The 19,370-nt window shown below is 62.5% G+C and carries 16 protein-coding genes; 10 read left to right on the top strand and 6 right to left on the bottom strand.

Annotated elements, in window-relative coordinates:
• Positions 1–2: 2 nt before the first annotated feature.
• Positions 3–728 carry a CBS domain-containing protein gene (locus AB7813_RS22055; protein ID WP_439065631.1) on the bottom strand — a complete coding sequence of 242 codons (726 nt, stop codon included), beginning with the start codon at positions 726–728 and terminating at the stop codon, positions 3–5.
• 169 nt (positions 729–897) lie between these two features.
• Here AB7813_RS22055 and AB7813_RS22050 point away from each other — a divergent pair, with 169 nt between their 5' ends.
• The 4 genes from AB7813_RS22050 to atzF all read left to right on the top strand — a co-directional run bounded on the left by AB7813_RS22050 (position 898) and on the right by atzF (position 6,201).
• Positions 898–1,704, top strand: coding sequence for an SDR family oxidoreductase (locus AB7813_RS22050; RefSeq protein WP_068737620.1), 807 nt, complete (start codon positions 898–900; stop codon positions 1,702–1,704).
• Between the two features lie 262 nt (positions 1,705–1,966).
• On the top strand, positions 1,967–2,701 hold the full coding sequence (locus AB7813_RS22045) for a cysteine hydrolase family protein (protein WP_184512931.1): 735 nt from the start codon (positions 1,967–1,969) through the stop codon (positions 2,699–2,701).
• Positions 2,698–4,341, top strand: a complete 1,644-nt coding sequence (locus AB7813_RS22040) for a regulator (protein WP_320446361.1) — start codon at positions 2,698–2,700, stop codon at positions 4,339–4,341. Before AB7813_RS22045 ends, AB7813_RS22040 begins: the two co-directional genes overlap by 4 nt.
• Before the next feature lie 54 nt (positions 4,342–4,395).
• The gene (gene atzF, locus AB7813_RS22035; protein WP_441228381.1) at positions 4,396–6,201 is read left to right on the top strand and encodes an allophanate hydrolase; all 1,806 of its coding nucleotides are present in this window, start codon (positions 4,396–4,398) and stop codon (positions 6,199–6,201) included.
• 118 nt (positions 6,202–6,319) lie between these two features.
• On the opposite strand, the gene AB7813_RS22030 is transcribed toward atzF, so the two are convergent.
• From AB7813_RS22030 to AB7813_RS22020, 3 genes are all read right to left on the bottom strand, one after another.
• Positions 6,320–8,365, bottom strand: a complete 2,046-nt coding sequence (locus AB7813_RS22030) for a methyl-accepting chemotaxis protein (protein ID WP_244558494.1) — start codon at positions 8,363–8,365, stop codon at positions 6,320–6,322.
• A gap of 282 nt (positions 8,366–8,647) precedes the next feature.
• A complete protein-coding gene (locus AB7813_RS22025; RefSeq protein ID WP_210185319.1) occupies positions 8,648–9,352 on the bottom strand; it encodes a 3-oxoacid CoA-transferase subunit B in 705 nt (234 codons plus the stop codon).
• The gene (locus tag AB7813_RS22020) at positions 9,349–10,020 is read right to left on the bottom strand and encodes a 3-oxoacid CoA-transferase subunit A (protein ID WP_093758046.1); all 672 of its coding nucleotides are present in this window, start codon (positions 10,018–10,020) and stop codon (positions 9,349–9,351) included. The genes AB7813_RS22025 and AB7813_RS22020 overlap by 4 nt, the downstream gene beginning before the upstream one ends.
• A gap of 380 nt (positions 10,021–10,400) precedes the next feature.
• Between AB7813_RS22020 and AB7813_RS22015 the strand changes: the two genes are divergently transcribed.
• The 4 genes from AB7813_RS22015 (at position 10,401) to AB7813_RS22000 (ending at position 15,507) form a co-directional block, all read left to right on the top strand.
• The gene (locus AB7813_RS22015) at positions 10,401–10,886 is read left to right on the top strand and encodes a (2Fe-2S)-binding protein (protein WP_068737631.1); all 486 of its coding nucleotides are present in this window, start codon (positions 10,401–10,403) and stop codon (positions 10,884–10,886) included.
• An 88-nt stretch (positions 10,887–10,974) separates the two neighbouring features.
• Positions 10,975–13,329, top strand: coding sequence for a xanthine dehydrogenase family protein molybdopterin-binding subunit (locus AB7813_RS22010; protein ID WP_439065628.1), 2,355 nt, complete (start codon positions 10,975–10,977; stop codon positions 13,327–13,329).
• 74 nt (positions 13,330–13,403) lie between these two features.
• Positions 13,404–14,204 (top strand): FAD binding domain-containing protein, encoded by an 801-nt coding sequence (locus AB7813_RS22005; protein ID WP_439065627.1) that lies wholly within the window; start codon positions 13,404–13,406, stop codon positions 14,202–14,204.
• Positions 14,205–14,400: 196 nt separating this feature from the next.
• Positions 14,401–15,507, top strand: coding sequence for a CaiB/BaiF CoA transferase family protein (locus AB7813_RS22000; protein ID WP_441228380.1), 1,107 nt, complete (start codon positions 14,401–14,403; stop codon positions 15,505–15,507).
• Positions 15,508–15,718: 211 nt separating this feature from the next.
• Here AB7813_RS22000 and hppD read toward each other — a convergent pair whose 3' ends face one another.
• Positions 15,719–16,843, bottom strand: coding sequence for a 4-hydroxyphenylpyruvate dioxygenase (gene hppD, locus AB7813_RS21995; RefSeq protein WP_441228379.1), 1,125 nt, complete (start codon positions 16,841–16,843; stop codon positions 15,719–15,721).
• Between the two features lie 133 nt (positions 16,844–16,976).
• Between hppD and AB7813_RS21990 the strand changes: the two genes are divergently transcribed.
• Together AB7813_RS21990 and AB7813_RS21985 are read left to right on the top strand one after the other, a co-directional pair.
• Positions 16,977–17,453, top strand: coding sequence for an Lrp/AsnC family transcriptional regulator (locus AB7813_RS21990; RefSeq protein ID WP_089266744.1), 477 nt, complete (start codon positions 16,977–16,979; stop codon positions 17,451–17,453).
• 152 nt (positions 17,454–17,605) lie between these two features.
• Entirely contained in the window at positions 17,606–17,917 is a 312-nt protein-coding gene (locus AB7813_RS21985) for a DUF1272 domain-containing protein (RefSeq protein ID WP_441228378.1), read from the top strand.
• A gap of 9 nt (positions 17,918–17,926) precedes the next feature.
• Here AB7813_RS21985 and hmgA read toward each other — a convergent pair whose 3' ends face one another.
• A complete protein-coding gene (gene hmgA / locus AB7813_RS21980; RefSeq protein WP_441228377.1) occupies positions 17,927–19,273 on the bottom strand; it encodes a homogentisate 1,2-dioxygenase in 1,347 nt (448 codons plus the stop codon).
• Positions 19,274–19,370 lie beyond the last annotated feature (97 nt).

Raw genomic sequence — 19,370 nt, 5'->3', positions numbered from 1 at the left:
GATCAGACCGGCTTTAGCGGCAGATCGGCATCCGGCGGAAAATACACGCCCGACATCGGATCGACCCAGCACAGATGCTCGTTGACGCGGGTTACGCCAGCTACATTTTCAGCAGCCACGACAATCGCCCGACGGACATTCTCGTCCGTGATGAAGCCGTCGATGTCCACGACGCCATCCTTCACCCGGACGTCGAGGCCGAATGGTGTCCATTCGTTATGCCTGAGCACAGCGACGATGCGGCGGCGGATCAACGCATCACTCGACCCGACATCGGAGACATCGTGCATGAGATCGGCGATGGCTTCGACGAAATTCTGCCGGCTGACGATACCCACGAGCTTGTCGCCCTGCACCACCGGCACGCGCTTGATGTGATACTTCTCCATCACGTCGACGATATCGGCCAGACCGGTCTCCTCCGTTACCGTGCGGACCTCGCGGGTCATGATCTCGTGCACCTTGCGGCCGGCTTCGCGGACATAATCGATGGCCTGCAGGCTGGGGCCACGCACGAATTCGAGCCAGCGCGGACGCCTGCGCTGCGTGCCGACCTCGTGCCGACGCAGGAAGTCCCGCTCGGTCACAATGCCAACCAGCTTGCCGGCCGCATCCACCACAGGCAATCCGCTAACGTGATAATCGATCATCAGCCGCGCAGCTTCGCTGATCGACGCGTCCGGCGACACGGTGACGAGCTTGCGGGTCATAATTTGATGAGCTCTCATGACACTCTCCCATTGGGTTGAGGTCCGTTTGCTGGACGAACCAACGCGAGAAGCCTACGCCGGCCGCCGGTTCCGGCCTTGATCTGGGTCAACTGCAGCAGCGCTTGTTGACTCCCCTTGCCCGCCGCCGCACACAATCGGCCCAACGATAAAACAAACGGGAGGCGTCATGTTCACCAATCTGTTTTCGCTCGATGGCCGCATTGCACTCGTCACCGGCGGCTCGCGCGGCATCGGCAAGATGATCGCGGCAGGATTTCTCAGCCAGGGCGCGGCGAAGGTCTACATCACCGCGCGCAAGGCCGGGCCGTGCGAAGCCACCGCGAAAGAACTCTCAGCGCAGTATGCCGGTGAATGCATCGCACTGCCGATCGACATCTCGACCATGGCCGGCATCGAGATGCTGGCTGCCGAAATCAAGAAGCGCGAACCCAAGCTCGACATTCTCGTCAACAATGCGGGCGCCGCCTGGGGCGCGGACTTCGATGAATTTCCGGAGAGCGGCTGGGACAAGGTGATGACGCTGAACGTCAAGACGCCGTTCTTTCTGACCAAGGCACTGGCCGGGCCGCTGCGTGCAGCAGCCAGCGCGGACAAGCCGGCCAAGGTTATCAACATCGCGTCCATCGACGGCATCTTCGTCAATCCGATGGAGACCTATTCCTATGCGGCGAGCAAATCCGGCCTGATCCACCTGACGCGGCGGATGGCCGTCAAACTGATCCAGGATCACGTCGTCGTCACGGCCATCGCGCCGGGCCCGTTTCAGTCGGACATGAACAAGGCTGCACGCGACAATGCCGATGAAGTGGCGACCCGCGTCCCCGCCGGCCGGATCGGGACCGACGAGGACATGGCAGGCGCCGCGATCTATCTCGCTTCGCGCGCCGGCGATTACGTCGTCGGCGCCACCATCGCGGTGGATGGCGGCATCGTCTATGCGAATCCAGGCATCAAAGGCGACGGCTGGGATTGAGGTCACGCACGCCACGTCATTGCGGCCCTCGGGCTGCAATGACGCGCGATCGCTGCCGATCTATCAGCCTCGGCTATAAACTAAGCAATTAACCAGCGTCCGGCCTGCGAACGACATTTAGGCCGCAAAGCTATTCTGAAATAACCATCTGATTTATTTAAATATAATCTCCTGAACTATTCCATCGTCGCAGTTGTACACAATGGCACGCTGCTTGCTTTGTTAACCTCTGAGACATCCATGCCTCGGGGAGTACACGGCAATGGCGGACTCACTGCATACAACGACGGTCCTTGCAGAACCCGGCCCGATCGCGGTCGACTGGGGCACGACAGCGCTCGTCATCATCGACATGCAGCGCGATTTCATGGAGCCCGGCGGCTTCGGCGAGACACTCGGCAACGACGTGTCGCAACTCGCCAGCGCCGTCGCCCCGATCGCTGCGGTGCTGAAAGCCGCGCGCGAAACCGGGATGATGGTGGTGCACACCCGTGAGGGGCACCTGCCTGATCTCTCCGACGCACCGCCCGCCAAGATCGAACGCGGCGCGCCGAGCCTGCGGATCGGCGATCCCGGTCCGATGGGACGCATCCTCATTCGCGGCGAGGCCGGTCACGACATCATTCCCGCACTCTATCCTGTCGAGGGCGAGATCGTCATCGACAAGCCCGGCAAGGGCGCATTCTACGCCACGACGCTCGGCGCCGATCTCAAGGCGCGCGACATCGACACGCTGCTGGTCTGCGGTGTCACCACGGAGGTCTGCGTCAACACCACCGTGCGCGAGGCCAATGACCGCGGCTATCGCTGCATCGTCATTTCTGACGGCTGCGCGTCCTACTTTCCTGAATTCCACGAGATGGGCTTGAAGATGATCAAGGCCCAGGGCGGCATCTTCGGCTGGGTCGCCTCATCCGCCGCAATCCTTGAAGCAATGACACTTTCTGAAAATGCACCGGAGACTTCCAACAAACTTGCAGCAGGAGCATCACGATGAGCACGACCGCGGGGACGTTTTCTAAAGATTCTGCCGGCAAATCCGACTTCAAGCCCGCTCTATGGACACCGGGCGACTGGAATGCGTTTTTCGGCTTCGGCACCAATATCCTCGTCAACATGCTGGTGCTGACCGGCCTGCTGCGCTTCGTCCTGAAAATGCCTGACAACATCGTGTTCGGCCGCATCCTGCCGGCCATGGGCCTGATGATGTGCCTGTCCACGATGTACTACGCCTGGCTTGCCTACAAACTGGCGCAGAAGACCGGCCGCAGCGACGTCTGCGCGCTGCCCTCGGGCATCAGCGTGCCGCATATGTTCATCGTCACCTTCGTGATCATGCTGCCGATCTCGATCACCACAGGCGATCCCATCAAGGGCTGGGAAGCCGGCCTCGTCTGGGTGTTCTTCCAGAGCTTCATCCTGATGATCGGCGGCTTCATCGCGCCCTGGATCCGCAAGGTGACACCGCGCGCCGCGCTCTTGGGCACGCTGGCCGGCGTTTCCATCGCCTTTATCGCGATGCGTCCGGCGCTGGAAATGTTCATGACGCCGGTGATCGGCCTCACATGTTTTGCCATCATCATGCTGAGCTGGTTCGGCGGCTATAAATATCCCAAGGGGATTCCGGCAGGCCTCGTCGCGATCGGCGTCGGCATGGTGATCGCCTGGGGCTCCAATCTGTTTGGCGTCGGAATCGGCGGCGTCAGCGTCGCCGGCGTCAAGGCGGCCTTCACCAATTTCGGCTTCTCGGTGCCACTCCCGGCTTTCGATCACGTGTTCTCAGGATTCCAGTTCCTCGGCATCATCCTGGTCACCGCCATTCCCTATGGCATCTACGATCTGGTCGAGGCGATGGACAATGTCGAAAGCGCGGAAGCTGCCGGCGACGAATATCCGACCACCCGCGTGCTGACCGCCGACGGCGTCGTCTCGCTGATCGGCTGCCTGATGGGCAACCCCTTCATCAACGCGGTCTATATCGGCCATCCCGGCTGGAAGGCGATGGGTGGCCGGATCGGCTATTCGGCGGCGACCGGCCTGATGGTGATCGTACTTTCCTGGTTCGGCGTCATCTCACTGATGCTGGCCGTTATCCCCGTGGTCGCGATCTCACCGATCCTGCTCTATATCGGCATGCTGATCTGTGCGCAGGCGTTCGAGACCACGCCGCGCGAACATGCTCCGGCGATTGCCCTCGCACTCACGCCGCATCTTGCGGCCTGGGCCACGGTGCTGCTGTCGGGCGCACTCGGTGCCGCCGGCATGAATTTCGGCGCGATCCATTCGCCCGAATTCATCGCCAAGATGGGCCAGAACGGCGTGCTGTTCCACGGCCTCGAAGTCATGGGCGGCGGCTCGATCCTGGTCGGCCTCGTGCTCGGCGCCATCGCGGTGTTCGTCATCGAGCGCAAATTTATCAATGCATCGGCCTTCGCTCTGGCCGGCGCGGTCCTGACCTATTTCGGCTTCATGCATGGCGAGGCGATCGGGATCGGCGGCGGATTGGGGGTGACGCCCGGCGTCGCTCTCGCTTATGCTCTTGTTGCAGCCGGGCTCTTTGCCGCGGACAAGTTCGGCGCAACCAGCCTGTCTTCTGTCCCGCAATCGGAGCCGCCACTTGCCGTGCCTGCTGAATAACATCGTCTCAACCTGCGGGTGGCACACCCGTGCCATCCGCAGCAGGTTCGCATCGTGAGTGAGTCCGTTCCCGAAACGATCGCCGCCATCGTTGCCGCGCATCGCGCCGGCACCGTGACGCCCGCACAGACAGTCGCCCGAAGCTATCAGCGCATCCGCGACCGCGGCGACACGGCGATCTTCATCACGCTCCGCGTTGAGGCCGAGGCGATTGCCGAAGCCGAGGCGCTTGCTGCGAAGGATCCCGCCACGCTGCCGCTCTATGGCGTGCCGGTCGGCGTGAAGGACAATATCGACGTCGCCGGTTTGCCGACTACCGCCGCCTGTCCCGCTTTCGCCTATAACGCAACGCGCGATGCCAGCGCCGTGGCGCGGCTGCGTGCCGCTGGCGCGATCGTCATCGGCAAGACCAATCTCGACCAGTTCGCGACAGGTCTGGTCGGCGTGCGCTCACCCTATGGCATTCCCAAGAATGCGATCCGCGACGATCTCGTGCCGGGCGGATCGAGCTCCGGCTCTGCCGTTGCCGTGTCCGCGGGACTCGTGCCGCTGACGCTCGGCACCGACACCGCCGGCTCTGGCCGCGTGCCCGCCATGCTCAACAATATCGTGGGCCTCAAGCCCAGCCTCGGCCTGATCCCGACCGCCGGCGTGGTGCCGGCCTGCCGCACGCTGGATTGCGTCTCGATCTTCACACTCACGGTGGACGATGCTGTTGCCGCGCTCGATGTGATGGGCGGCTATGACGCCCATGATCCCTATTCGCGCAAGCGGGTACCGGGTTCGCTCACCGCGTTTCCGAAGGACCTCAAGCTCGGCGTGCCGCGCAATGGCCAGTTGATCTTCTTCGGCGACAAGGCCTCGGAGAAAGCCTATGCGGACGCGCTGAAGCGCTGGACCTCGCTCGGCGCGACGCTGGTCGAGTTCGACCTTGAGCCGTTCTATGAAACCGCGCGGCTGCTTTACGACGGACCATGGGTCGCCGAGCGCCTGCTGGTGATCCGCGATCTGCTGGCGTCTGCGCCGGACGCAATCCATCCCGTGACGCGCGAGATCACCATCGCCGGTGCACGCCAGAGCGCGACCGATACGTTTGCGGCTTTGTACAAGCTGCAGGAGCTGAAGCGTGTCGCTGAGCAGGCTTTCACTGCTATCGACGCGCTGGTGCTGCCGACCGCGCCGACCGCCTATACGACGGCGCAGGTGCTCGCCAATCCCATCGAGCTCAATTCGCGGCTCGGCACCTACACCAACTTCGTCAACCTGCTCGACCTCTGCGGCCTCGCCATCCCCGCCGCCATGCGTGCCGACGGCATCCCGTTCGGCATCACTTTGCTGGCGCCGGGCGGCGATGACGCGCTGCTCGCCAGCATCGGCCGGGTGTTTCATGCCGACACCAAATTGCCGGTTGGCGCCAGGGCTCTACCCCAGCCGACGCTCGCGCCGCTGTCCACTGAGCTGGCCGAAGGCGAAATCGCAATCGCGGTGGTCGGCGCGCATCTCTCCGGCATGGCGCTGAACGGCGAGTTGCAGGCGCTGAACGGTCGCCTGCTGAAAGCCACGACGACGGCGCCGGACTACAAATTCTATGCGCTCAACGGCACGACGCCGGCGAAGCCCGGCCTGCTGCGCGTCGCGGAGGGTACGGGCGCGGAAATCGCCGTCGAAGTCTGGGCGCTGTCGGCAGAGGCTTTCGGCAAATTCGTTGCGTCGCTTCCGCAGCCGATGTCGATCGGCACACTGACATTGTCCGACGGATCGAGCGTCAAGGGCTTTCTAGTGGAAGCCAAGGCGACGGAAGGCGCGCGGGACATCTCGTCGTTTGGCGGATGGCGGGCCTATATGGCAGACGCAAAATAATACGCCGTCATGGCCGGGCTTGTCCCGGCCATCTACGTCTTGCTTTGCGGCAAAGACGTGGATGCCCGGGACAAGCCCGGGCATGACGGAGTTATAGTTGCGGGCAGCGACGCGAAACTTACGCCGCGCGGATATTCCCCATGAACCGATCGAGCTCGGCACGTAGCCGCGCACTCTCGCTCGACAGGGTCTGTGCCGAATTCAGCACCTGAGCCGACGCCGCGCCGGTTTCGGTCGCGCCGCGGTTGACGTCGACGATATCGCCGGCGACCTGCTGGGTGCCGTGGGCAACCCGCTGGACGTTCTGTGCGATTTCGCGCGTGGCAGCGCCCTGCTGCTCGACGGCGCTGGCGATCTCCGAGGCAATGCCGGAAATCTCGCCGATGGTGCTGCCGATCTGCTTGATCGCCGACACCGATTCCTGCGTCGCGCTCTGCATGCCCGCGATCTGGGTCGAGATTTCCTCGGTCGCCTTTGCAGTCTGGCTGGCCAGTGACTTCACTTCGGACGCCACGACCGCGAAGCCGCGGCCGGCATCGCCGGCCCGTGCGGCCTCAATGGTCGCATTCAGCGCCAGAAGGTTGGTCTGTTCCGCAATCGCCGTGATGAGATCGACGACGTCGCCGATGCGCTGCGCTGCGCGCGACAATTCGCCGATGCGGGCATCGGTCTGCTGCGCCTGCACGACGGCGCTGTCTGCGATCTTGCTGGAGGTCTGCACCTGACGGCCGATTTCGTTGACCGACAGCGAGAGTTCTTCGGTCGCGGTCGCGACCGACTGCATGTTCGAGGAGGCCTGATCCGATGCGCCGGCGACGCGGCTCGACAATCCCTCGGTAGTCTCGGCGGTGCGCGTCAGCGTGCCCGCTGCGGTTTCCAGCTGCCCTGCCGATGCCGACACATTCGAGACGATCGCGCCCACGGCGGCCTCGAAATCGTCGGCAAAGCGGATGAGTTCGGCACGGCGCGCCGCACCGGCCTCGCGGCTTTGCTCTTCCTGAGTCGCGGCATCCCGCTCGGCCTTCGCGATGGCCTGTACCTTGAACTCTTCCACGGCGGACGCCATGTCGCCGAGTTCGTCGCGGCGGCCAAGACCCGGCAGCACCACTTCGAAGTCGCCGGCTGCGAGCTTGCGCATCGCTGCGCACATCGCAATCATCGGACCGGCAATGCTACGGCCCAGCAGCAGCGCAAGGATGGCACCGACGATGAAGCCGCCAACGCCCAGCACCATCACCTGGCGCTCGGTGTCGTGGATCGTGGTGTCGGATTCGGTTTCGAGACGCTGCTGATCGGACAGCAGATCCCCCTTCATCGCCGTCGACAGCTTGGTGATCGCTCCCGCCGTCTCCGACATTTCCTGAACGAGACCGTCGACCTTCTTGGTGTTCTCAACGAACTTGACGAAAGCATCAGCGTAGAGCTTCGTCTCCGCGGTGATCTCCTTCACCTTGTTGTTGATCTTGTCGTCATTGGCATAGATCGTCGCAAACGAGTTCTGCAGGAACTTGATGCGGGCTGTTGCGGCATTCGAGGTCTTGTCCTCGGCCTTGCCGATATAGGTGTTCACGAGCGAGGTCGCGGTGATGAACTGGGTGGTGATTTCCTTGACCTGATCCTGCACGGAAGCAAGGCCGGCCATGGTCGCGGTGTCGCCGAGATCATCGATCTTGTTACGCAGCATCAGGCTGGTGCGCGACAACTGGGTCGAGGCGATGGCGTCGTTCTGTCCCTTGACGGTGAGGATGTCGGCGAACACCTTGGTGAACGTAATGAATTCGCGGGACAGTTTGGTGATCTTGTCGAGCCGCGCGGAGTCCTTGGTCACTTTCATCGACTGGTCGATGGCGTCCTTCAGACTTGTTTCCGCAGCCTTCGCTGCCTTGGCGTCCGCTTCATTGCTGGTGAGGACGTAATAGCGCGTCAGCGCCTGATAGGAGGTCAGTTCGCGGTCGATATTGCGGGCCAGACCGGACTCCGCAACGCTGGTGCGATACGACACCACGCCGGCCGAGATGCGTTCGAAGCCGACATAAGCGAGCACCATGCTGAGCGCGGATATGGCGAGCACGGCCGCAAAGCCCAGCGTCACCTTGGCGCGGAACCTGAGGGCAGGAAACTTAAAAGAAGCCGGCTTCTTCCGGACAAGCGTCGTCGTTGCCACGTGGGGCCCCCGTTCATCACTCCCAACATCCCGGTCATCGCGCGCAAGCGCGCGCAAAGCCGATGCCCAAACCTACGGCACATTGGCTAAGGACGAGTAAACGGATACCGGAACTTCTGGAGGTTGCGCGGCAGGCGAACGGGACTGTCATTCCGGGGCGGGCCGACGCTGTAGGCGGCGGGACCGAACCCGGAATCTCGACATGTTGTGCAAAGCAGCTCAAGATTCCGGGCCCATGCCGGCCCGCTACGCGGTCCGTCCTGTCCCGGAATGACGAGCCAACTACGCCGCCATCGCGGGCGGGGTGAGCGACTGCCAGTTGTTGGCGAGCTGCAGCTTGGGCTCGGTGAGCGCCTGCAACTGCTCCAGAGTCATGCCCTCGACCATCTCGCGCACGAACAGGCCCTGCTCCGTGACGTCAATGACCGCCAGATTGGTGTAGATGCGCTTGACGCAGCCCGGTGCCGTGAGCGGCAGCCGGCACTTCTTGAGGATACGCGGCTTACCGGCCTTGTCGGTATGATCCATGATGACGCGGATTTCCTTGGCGCCGACCGCAAGATCCATCGCGCCGCCGACACCGGGCGGAAAAGACGGATCTTCCGTGGTCCAGTTGGCGAGATCGCCGGCTTCCGAGACTTCAAAGGCGCCGAGCAGGCTGACATCGAGATGCTTGCCGCGGATCATCAGGAACGCGTCGGCGTGATGCATGAACACCCCACCTTTGATCAGCGTCGTGTAGTTCTTGCCGGCATCGATCAGGTTCTCGTCTTCCGTGCCCGGCTCCGGCTTCGGACCGAGACCGAGAATGCCGTTCTCGCTGTGGAAGATCACCTCGCGCCCATCGGGCACATAGCTCGCCGCTCGCGTCGGCATGCCGATGCCGAGATTGACATAGGCGCCTTCCTGCAGGTCCTGCGCGGCGCGCCAGGCCATCTGGTCGCGATTGAGCGGCTTGTATGTTGCGGTCTTGTCAGACGACGTCATGCCTTTGCTCCCACTACCACCACACGATCGATGAAAATGCTCGGCGTCACCACCGCTTCCGGATCGAGACTGCCGAGTTCGACCATTTCATTGACCTGCACGACGCTGAGATCGGCAGCCATAGCCATGATCGGATTGAAGTTGCGCGCCGACTGGTCATAGACGAGGTTGCCCCAGCGATCCGCCTTCTTGGCGCGCAGCAGTGCAATGTCGCCCTTCAGCGGCTTCTCGAACACATACAGCACGCCGTCGATCTCGCGGGTCTCCTTGCCCTCGGCAAGTTTCGTATGCGCCGTGACCGGCGAGAAGAAGCCGCCGAGCCCCGCGGCATGGGCATGCATGCGCTCGCTGATGATGCCCTGCGGCACCAGTTCGAGTTCCAGCGTCTTGGCACGATAGGCATTCAGGAAAGCGCTGTAGTCGCCGGAGCGCGGATAAGAACAGATCACCTTGGCTACGCGGCCGGAATTGATCAGCCGGGCCAAACCAGTATCGCCATTGCCGGCATTGTTGTGGACGATGGTGAGATTGGTCGCACCCTGCTCGTGCAGCGCCTCCAGCAGATCATCGGCAATGCCGACAGTACCGAACCCGGCCACCAGGACGACTGCCCCGTCCTTCACCCCAGCCACGGCCTCGGCCGCGCTGGCTACGCGCTTGTCGATCACTCCCGAAAACTCCTCGTCGCGGAATTGTTATTGTCCGCAATCGCTTGCGGCATTTATTGCGCCGCGACTAGAGCATTGCGGCCTGCGGATATGAAGGCACAAATTTGCAGGAGGGATACGCGCGTTGCTTACTTCCCCTCTCCCCTTGCGGGAGAGGGTGCCTGAGCGAAGCGAAGGCGGGAGAGGGGTAACAGCAACGCACAGTGCTCCTGGCACCCTCTCCCGTCTCGACCGCTTGCGCGGTCGATCCACCCTCTCCCGCGGCGCGCGGCTTCGCCGCGCTGGGGGAGAGGGGAAGAACCACTCCACCAAATTCCCAGTTGCAAACTTTCCGGACCGCGCTTCTAATTGGAATAATTAAAAAATACCGGGAGGTCTGCGTGTCCACAGTGAAACTGACGGTCAATGGCAAATCTGTCTCTGCCACGGTCGAAGACAGAACCCTTCTCGTCCACCTGCTCCGCGAAAATCTCAACCTGACCGGGACCCATGTGGGCTGCGATACCAGCCAGTGCGGCGCCTGCATCGTCCATATCGACGGCAAGGCCGTGAAATCCTGCACCACGCTGGTCGGTCAGATCGACGGCGCCAATGTCACCACCATTGAAGGCATTGCCAAGGGCGACCAGCTGCATCCGATGCAGGCGGCGTTCCGCGACAATCACGGCCTGCAATGCGGCTACTGCACGCCGGGCATGATCATGTCGGCGATCGACATCGTGAATCGCCACGCGGGCGATCTCGATGAAGAGACAGTGCGCCACGAGCTCGAAGGCAATATCTGCCGCTGCACCGGCTACCACAACATCGTCAAATCGGTGCTCGACGCCGCCGGACGCATGAAGGTTGCGCAAGCGGCTGAATGAGCCGCGGCGCATTGATCTGAGCTGAGCCAACCGCGCCTTTCGATGGAAAGCGCGGACAATCAAAAACTCCGGCAGGGAGACCCATGAGATGGGCGTTGAAGGCATCGGCGCACGCGTTGCGCGCAAGGAAGACAAGCGTTTCATCACCGGCCGCGGCCGCTATGTCGACGACGTCAAGATCGTCGGCCTCACCCACGCGCATTTCATCCGCAGCCCGCATGCCCATGCCAAGGTCAAAGGCATCGACGCTTCCGCGGCAAAGGATATGCCGGGCGTGGTCGATGTGCTGACAGCACAGCAATTGGTGGACGACAAGATCGGCAATCTGATCTGCGGCTGGGCGGTGTCCTCCAAGGACGGCACACCCATGAAGATGGGCGCATGGCCGGCAATGGCCCCGGACACCGTGCGCTTTGTCGGACAGGCCGTGGCGGTTGTGATCGCCGAGACCAAGAACCAGGCGAAGGATGCGGCTGAGGCCGTGGTCGTGACTTATGAAGAACTTCCTGCCGTCAGCAGCATGACCGCAGCGCTCGCCTCAGGCGCACCGCAACTGCATCCGGAAGCGCCGGGCAATGTGGTCTATGACTGGGCGATCGGCGACGAGAAGCAGACCAATGACGCCTTCAGCAAGGCAGCCAATGTGGTCTCGCTGGACCTGACCAATAACCGGCTGGTGCCGAACGCGATGGAGCCGCGCGCAGCCGTCGCGGAATATGACGACGCAGAAGAGCACTTCACGCTCCATACGACATCGCAGAATCCACATGTGGCGCGGCTCGTCCTGTCGGCGTTCTACAATGTTGCGCAGGAGCACAAGCTGCGCGTGATCGCCCCCGATGTCGGCGGCGGCTTCGGATCGAAGATCTTCATCTATCCCGAGGAAATGGTCGCGCTGTGGGCGTCGAAGAAAGTGCGCCGCCCGGTGAAATGGACCGGCGACCGCACGGAAGCCTTCCTCACCGACGCGCATGGCCGCGATCACATGTCCCATGCCGAGATGGCATTCGATGCCAACAACAAGATCCTGGGCCTGCGAGTGAAGACCCACGCCAATTTCGGCGCGTATATGTCGCTGTTCTCGTCCTCGGTGCCGACCTATCTCTACGCCACGCTGCTGTCGGGCCAGTACAATATCCCGACCATCTATGCCGAAGTGATGGGCGTCTATACCAACACCACACCGGTCGACGCCTATCGCGGCGCCGGACGCCCGGAAGCGAGCTATCTGGTGGAGCGGCTGGTGGAGACATCGGCGCGGCAGTTGAAGGTCGATCCAGCCGAACTGCGCCGCCTCAACTTTGTGACCCAGTTTCCGCATCAGACGCCTGTCATCATGGCCTATGACATCGGCGACTTCGGCGCCTCGCTCGACGCAGCGCTGAAGGCGATCGATTATGCCGGCTTCCCGGCGCGGAAGGCCAAGGCGAAAGCCGCCGGCAAACTGCGCGGCCTCGGCTTCTCCTGCTACATTGAGGCCTGCGGTATCGCGCCGTCCAAGGCGGTCGGCTCGCTCGGCGCCGGCGTCGGCCTCTGGGAATCCGCGGAAGTTCGCGTCAATCCGGTCGGCACCATCGAAGTGCTGACGGGATCGCACAGCCACGGCCAGGGCCACGAGACGACCTTCGCGCAACTCGTTGCTGACAGGCTTGGCATCTCCGTCGATCAGGTCCAGATCGTCCATGGCGACACTGATAAAGTGCAGTTCGGCATGGGCACCTATGGCTCGCGCTCGGCGGCGGTCGGCATGTCCGCGATCTTCAAGGCGATGGAGAAAGTGGAAGCCAAGGCGAAGAAGATCGCCGCGCATCTGCTCGAAGCCTCCGAAGGCGACATCGTCATCGAGAATGGCGAGTTCAAGGTGGCCGGCACCGACAAGGCGATCGCGCTTCCGATGGTCGCACTCGCGGCCTATACCGCACACAACCTGCCGGATGGCATGGAGCCCGGCCTGAAGGAAGGCGCGTTCTACGACCCCACCAACTTCACCTTCCCGGCCGGGGCCTATATCTGCGAGGTCGAGATCGATCCCGGGACCGGCAAGACCGACATTGTCGACTTCGTGGCCGTGGATGACTTCGGCCGGCTGATCAATCCGATGATCGTCGAGGGCCAGGTCCATGGCGGCCTCGCCCAGGGCATCGGCCAGGCGATGCTCGAAAGCGCTATCTATGACGACAACGGCCAGCCGGTGACGGCGTCGTTCATGGATTACGCCATGCCCCGCGCCGACGACGTGCCGTCGTTCCGGGTCTCGCACACCACGACGCTCTGTCCGGGCAATCCGCTCGGCGTGAAAGGCTGCGGCGAGGCTGGCGCGATCGGCTCGTCACCCGCTGTGATCAACGCCATTACGGACGCGCTCGGCCACAACAAGATCGAGATGCCGGCAACGCCCGGCCGTGTCTGGGAAGCGCTGCAATTGCAGCAGGCAGCGGAATAAGCGGAGTGTTTTCAAGCGAAGTGGAAGCCGGTTCGCGTCAAGAAAACACGACCAAAAGATAAGGAAGCAATACGATGTATGAGACCACTTATCACCGCCCCGCCAGCATCGATGAAGCCGCGGCCCTGTTCGCCAAACATCCGGAGGCCAAATATCTCGCCGGCGGCCACACGCTGATCCCCGTGATGAAGCAGCGTCTTGCAGCACCCTCGGATGTCATCGACCTCGCCAAGATCAAGGACTTGATTGGCATCGAGGCAACATCCGACGCGCTGATCATCAAAGCGGCGACGACCTATTACGACATCACGCAGAGCCCCGCGGCCAAGAAGGCGATTCCCGCCATCGTGCATCTGACGTCGGTGCTCGGTGATCCCGCCGTGCGCTATCGCGGCACCATCGGCGGCTCGATTGCCAATAACGATCCCGCCGCCGATTATCCCGCCGCCGTGCTGGCGCTGAATGCCACCATCAAGACCAACAAACGCGAGATCAAAGGCGACGATTTCTTCCAGGGCCTGTTCTCGACGGCGCTGGAAGAGGACGAGATCATCACATCCGTGTCGTTCCCCATTCCGGCCAAGGCCGGCTACGCCAAGATGCGCCACCCGGCGTCACGCTTCGCGTTGACCGCCGTTTTCGTCGCCCAGACTAAATCCGGCGAAGTTCGTGTCGCTGCCACCGGCGCATCGCAGAGCGGCGTTATGCGCGTGCCGGCGATCGAGGCTGCACTGAAAGCCAACTGGTCGGCGGGAGCGCTGGATGGCGTGAAGATCTCAGCCGATGGGTTGATGGGTGACATCCACGGCTCGGCGGAATATCGCGCCAATCTCATCAAGGTGATGGCACAGCGCGCGGTGGAAGCGGCGGGCTGACATTCCATCAAACGGCAAAATCTACTGAACAGCAAAATGCCCGCGAGAAATCGCGCGCATTTTTGTGCAGTGCCGCAGCATGGCCGCATGCAGGATTGCGGCCAAAAGCTTCTTGCCCTTGTCACCACCAGCATAGACAGTTTCCGGCAAATCGGTCCGTCCCATCGACGGCCAAGATCAAGCATGGGAAACACAAGTGCAGGACACCACCCTCGCGTCGTCGCGACCACAGACCAAGGCCACCGGCCCGCTCAAGGGCACACGCGTCGTCGAATTCGCGGGCATCGGCCCCGGTCCGTTCGCCTGCATGCTGCTCGCCGATATGGGCGCCGAGGTGATCACGCTGGTGCGCCCGAAGCAGATGCCGAAGGGCGCCGCGTCACGCGGCCGCAAGGTCATCGAGGTCGATCTCAAGGACAAGGCCGCCATTACGCAGGTGCTGTCGCTGCTGGATAGCGCCGATGCGCTGGTGGAAGGCTATCGCCCCGGCGTGATGGAACGCCTCGGCCTCGGGCCGGATGTCGTCCTCGGCCGCAACAAGAGACTGGTCTATGGCCGCATGACCGGCTGGGGCCAGCATGGCCCGCTGGCGCAGGCCGCCGGCCATGACATCAATTACATCTCGATCACCGGGGCCCTCGCTGCGATCGGCGGCGCCGACAAGCCCGTGCCACCATTGAATCTGGTGGGCGATTTCGGCGGCGGCTCAATGTATCTCGTGATGGGCATGCTCGCCGCCATGCTGGAAGCCAGCCGCTCCGGCCAGGGGCAGGTGGTGGACGCGGCCATGTGCGACGGCGCAGCATCCTTGATCACCATGTTCTTCGACATGACGGCTGCCGGCCGCTGGAAGGAAAGTCGCGAGAGCAACATGCTCGATGGCGGCGCGCATTTCTACGGCGTCTATGAATGCAGCTGCGGTAACTTCATCTCGATCGGATCCATCGAGCCGCAATTCTATGCCGAGCTGCGCGAACTCGCCGGGCTTTCGGAGGCCTGCTACGACAATCACATGGACCCGACAAACTGGGCCGCGGTGAAGGACAAGCTCACCGCGGTGTTCAAGACCAAAAGCCGCGACGAGTGGTCAAAAATCATGGAAGGCACCGACGTGTGCTTCGCGCCGGTGCTGACCATGTCGGAAGCCACGAAACATCCGCATATGGTGGCGCGCGAAGTGTTCATCCAGCACGAGGGCGCGACACAGCCGGCGCCCGCGCCGCGGTTCTCGCGCACGCCGTCGGCAGCACGGCCGGCGGTGAAGGTGGAGCTCGGTGATGCGGTGAAGGAGTGGGCGAGTTGAGAAAGCTCATACTCGCCTAAGGAGCTCCGCTTCTCTTAATCCCTCCCCCTTGTGGGGAGGGTGGCCGGCCGTAGGCCGGTCGGGTGGGGGTGCCCCACGTGACGTCAGGGCGCGTGGCACCCCACCCGTCACGTCTGCTCGCTGAACGCACGCAGCCGCGCCACCCTCCCCACTGCGCGGCTTCGCCGCTTGAGGGAGGGAGAAGAAAGAACTACGCCGCCGTCTTATCGCCGACGTGCAGCACGCCGCGCCTGATCTGATCTTCTTCGATCGACTCGAACAGCGCCTTGAAATTGCCCTCGCCGAATCCGTCATCGCCCTTGCGCTGGATGAATTCGAAGAAAATGGGTCCGATCGCATTGGCCGAGAAGATCTGCAGCAGCACCTTGGTCTCGCCGCCTGCGACCACGCCTTCACCGTCGATTAGGATGCCGTTCTTCTGCAGGCGCGGCACGTCCTCGCCATGCTTGGGCAGCCGCGCATCGATCTTCTCGAAATAGGTCACAGGCGGCGCCGGCATGAAGGGCAGGCCATCGGCGCGCAGCTTCTCGATGGTCGTGTAGATATCCGTCACACCGCAGGCGATGTGCTGGATGCCCTCGCCGTGATAGGTGTTGAGATATTCCTCGATCTGGCCGGCATCGCCGGCATCCTCGTTGATCGGAATTCGGATCTTGCCATCCGGACTGGTCAGCGCGCGCGAGAACAGGCCCGAGGCGCGGCCCTCGATGTCGAAGAAACGGATCTGGCGGAAATTAAACAGCTTCTCATAGAAGCCGGTCCAGACATCCATGCGGCCGCGATGGACGTTGTGGGTGAGGTGATCGAGATAGAACAGGCCGGCGCCCTCAGGACGCGGATTCTTGGCGCCCAGCGATGTGAATTCATGGTCATAGGCTGAGCCCTTGGCGCCGTAGCGATCGACGAAATAGAGCAGGCTGCCGCCGATGCCCTTGATGGCCGGCACGTCGAGCGTCTTCTGCGCTGCGATTGCATCCGCCGGCTCGGCACCGAGCAAGATCGCGCGGTCATAGGCCGCCTGCGCATCGACGACTCGGAACGCCATCGACGGCGCGCAGGGACCGTGCGCGGCGACGAAATTGAAGCCGTGGGTGCCGGGCTCCTCATTGACGAGGTAGTTGATATCGCCCTGGCGGTACACCGTAATGTTCTTGGTCTTGTGCCTTGCGACGGGCGCGTAGCCCATCAGCTTGAACAGCGCATGCAGCTCCGCGGGGTTCGGATGCGCGTATTCGACGAATTCGAAGCCGTCGGTGCCCATCGGATTATGTGCCGAGATGATGGCAGCCGGCGCGTCGTGCGGAAACGGACCCATGGTGATCTCCCGAAGCTGATTTGCATTATCGCTTGCCTGGAGTGTCGGTCGTTTGCGACGCAAGGTGCATGCAAATTCGGATGAAATATGCGACATTCATGCACGGTTCACGCATGAAAAAGGCTTTTGACGCATGATCCCGGTAGACGCCTTCGATCTCAAGATGCTGGCTGCCTTGCAGGATGACGGCCGACTGACCAACCAGCAGCTCGCCGATGCCGTCGGCCTGTCCGCCTCGCAATGCTCGCGGCGCCGGATGCGGCTCGAGGAGGAGAAAGTGATCTCCGGCTATCACGCCGATCTGTCATCGGACGCGCTCGGCTTCAACGTGATCGCCTTCATCCAGGTGCAACTGGCCACCCACTCGCCGGACAATGCCAAGAAGTTCCGCACGCTGGTGCAGCGGGTCGACGAGGTGCAGGAGGCTTACTCACTCACCGGCGATGCCGACTACGTGCTCAAGGCCGTGCTGCGCGATCTCAAGGGACTGTCCGACCTCGTCAACAATGTGCTGATGCCGCATCAGAGCGTGGCGCATGTGCGCTCGTCGATCGTGCTTGACCGGTTGAAGGAAACATCGAAACTGCCGCTGAAATCAGCCCTCGCCTGAGCGCAAAGGGTATCGCCTGGGCGCGGCGGCTCAACATCCCGCGCACGGACGCAGCGTCGTAGCACCCGCCTTCCAGCGTCAGGCCGCCTGACAGTTCACGAACCATCGCGGTTCTGCCAAGATCGGCGCAACGAACCGATTGGGAGAGAACGATGGCACTGGCGCTGCGGCCAAACTGTGAATATTGCGACAAGGATCTGCCGCCCGCGGCACGCGATGCATTCATCTGCACTTTTGAATGCACGTTCTGCGCGGACTGCGTGGAGAGCAAACTCTTCAATGTCTGCCCAAATTGCGGCGGGGGTTTTACACCGCGACCGATCCGCCCCGCCACCGAATGGCGGCCAGGTTTGTCCGTAGCCAAGCGCCCGGCGTCCGACAAGCGCGTACATCTCTCAAAGAGCCCTGAAGACATCGCAACGCATGTCGCGCGCATCAAGGATGTGCCGCCCTGGGAGCGATAACGTGAGCACCTAGCGCTTGTTCGGATCGAAGCGCTTCTCCAGGCCCTTCCAGCAATCCGCATAATCGCTCTGCAGCGTCGCCGTCGTGGCCGCGTGTTCCGTAACGCGCTGCGGGTAGCGGGTCTCGAACATGAAGGCCATGGTGCCGGTGAGCTTCACGGGCTTCAACTCGCCATTGCTGGCGTGATCGAAAGCCTCGCGGTCTGGCCCATGCGGCAGCATCATGTTGTGCAGGCTGATGCCGCCCGGCGTGAAGCCCTGCGGCTTGGCGTCATAGACGCCGTAAATGAGACCCATGAATTCCGACATGATGTTCATGTGATACCACGGCGGCCGGAAGGTGTTTTCCGCCACCGCCCAGCGCTCTGGGAAGATCACGAAATCGATATTCGCAGTGCCGGCGGTTTCCGATGGCGAGGTCAGCACCGTGAAGATCGACGGATCCGGATGATCGAAGCCGATGGCGCCCACCGGCGAGAAAGTCCGCAGGTCGTATTTATACGGCGCGTAGTTGCCGTGCCAGGCGACGACATCGATGGGTGAATGCGGCAGCGTGGTGACAAACAGCAAGCCGCCCCATTTCACATAGAGCTCGGTCGGCGTGTCCTTGTCCTCATAGGCGGCCACCGGCGTCAGGAAGTCACGCGCATTGGCGAGGCAATTGGCGCCGATCGGTCCGCGCTCGGGCAGCGTGAAGGCGCCGCCATAATTCTCGCAGAGATAGCCGCGCGCCGCGCCGCCCGTGAGTTCGACGCGGAACTTGACGCCGCGTGGGATCACCACGATCTCGCCTGGCTCGGCATCGATGCGGCCGAATTCGGTGACGAACAACAAGTTGCCCTGCTGCAGCACGAACATCATCTCGCCATCGGCATTGTAGAAATGCTGATCGACCATCGACTTCGTGATCAGATAGACATGCGCCGCCATGCCGGCCTGGGTGCCGGCATCGCCGGCCGTGGTCATGGTCTGCACGCCCTGCAGGAAGGTCATATCCTCCTTCGGGATCGGCGCTGGATCCCAGCGCAATTGCGCGATCGGCAGATCGTTCTCGTGGCACGGCGCGGTGCGCCACAGCTTGCTATCTGCCTTCTCGAAGCGGCCCGAATGTTTCACCGATGGGCGGATGCGATAGAGCCAGGACCGCTCATTGGTGCCGCGTGGCGCGGTGAAGGGCGAACCGGAGAGCTGTTCGGCATAGAGCCCATAGGCCGCACGCTGCGGCGAGTTGCGGCCAATGGGCAACGCGCCCGGCAGCGCTTCGGTCTCGAATGAATTGCCAAAGCCGGACATGTAGCCCGGCGTGACATTGACGGTGTTGCGGCTGATCAGATCGGGATTGGTGGTGATGTTCATCTCATCCTCCTTTTCCTACCGTCATTGCGAGGAGCGCTTGCGACGAAGCAATCCAGTCTTCCTTTGTGACCTTCTGGATTGCTTCGCTTCGCTCGCA

This window comes from Tardiphaga sp. 20_F10_N6_6, assembly GCF_052076045.1.
Lineage (GTDB): Bacteria > Pseudomonadota > Alphaproteobacteria > Rhizobiales > Xanthobacteraceae > Tardiphaga > Tardiphaga robiniae.
The sequence above is the reverse complement of the archived record's forward strand: the minus strand, read 5'-3'. Positions and strand labels throughout refer to the sequence as shown.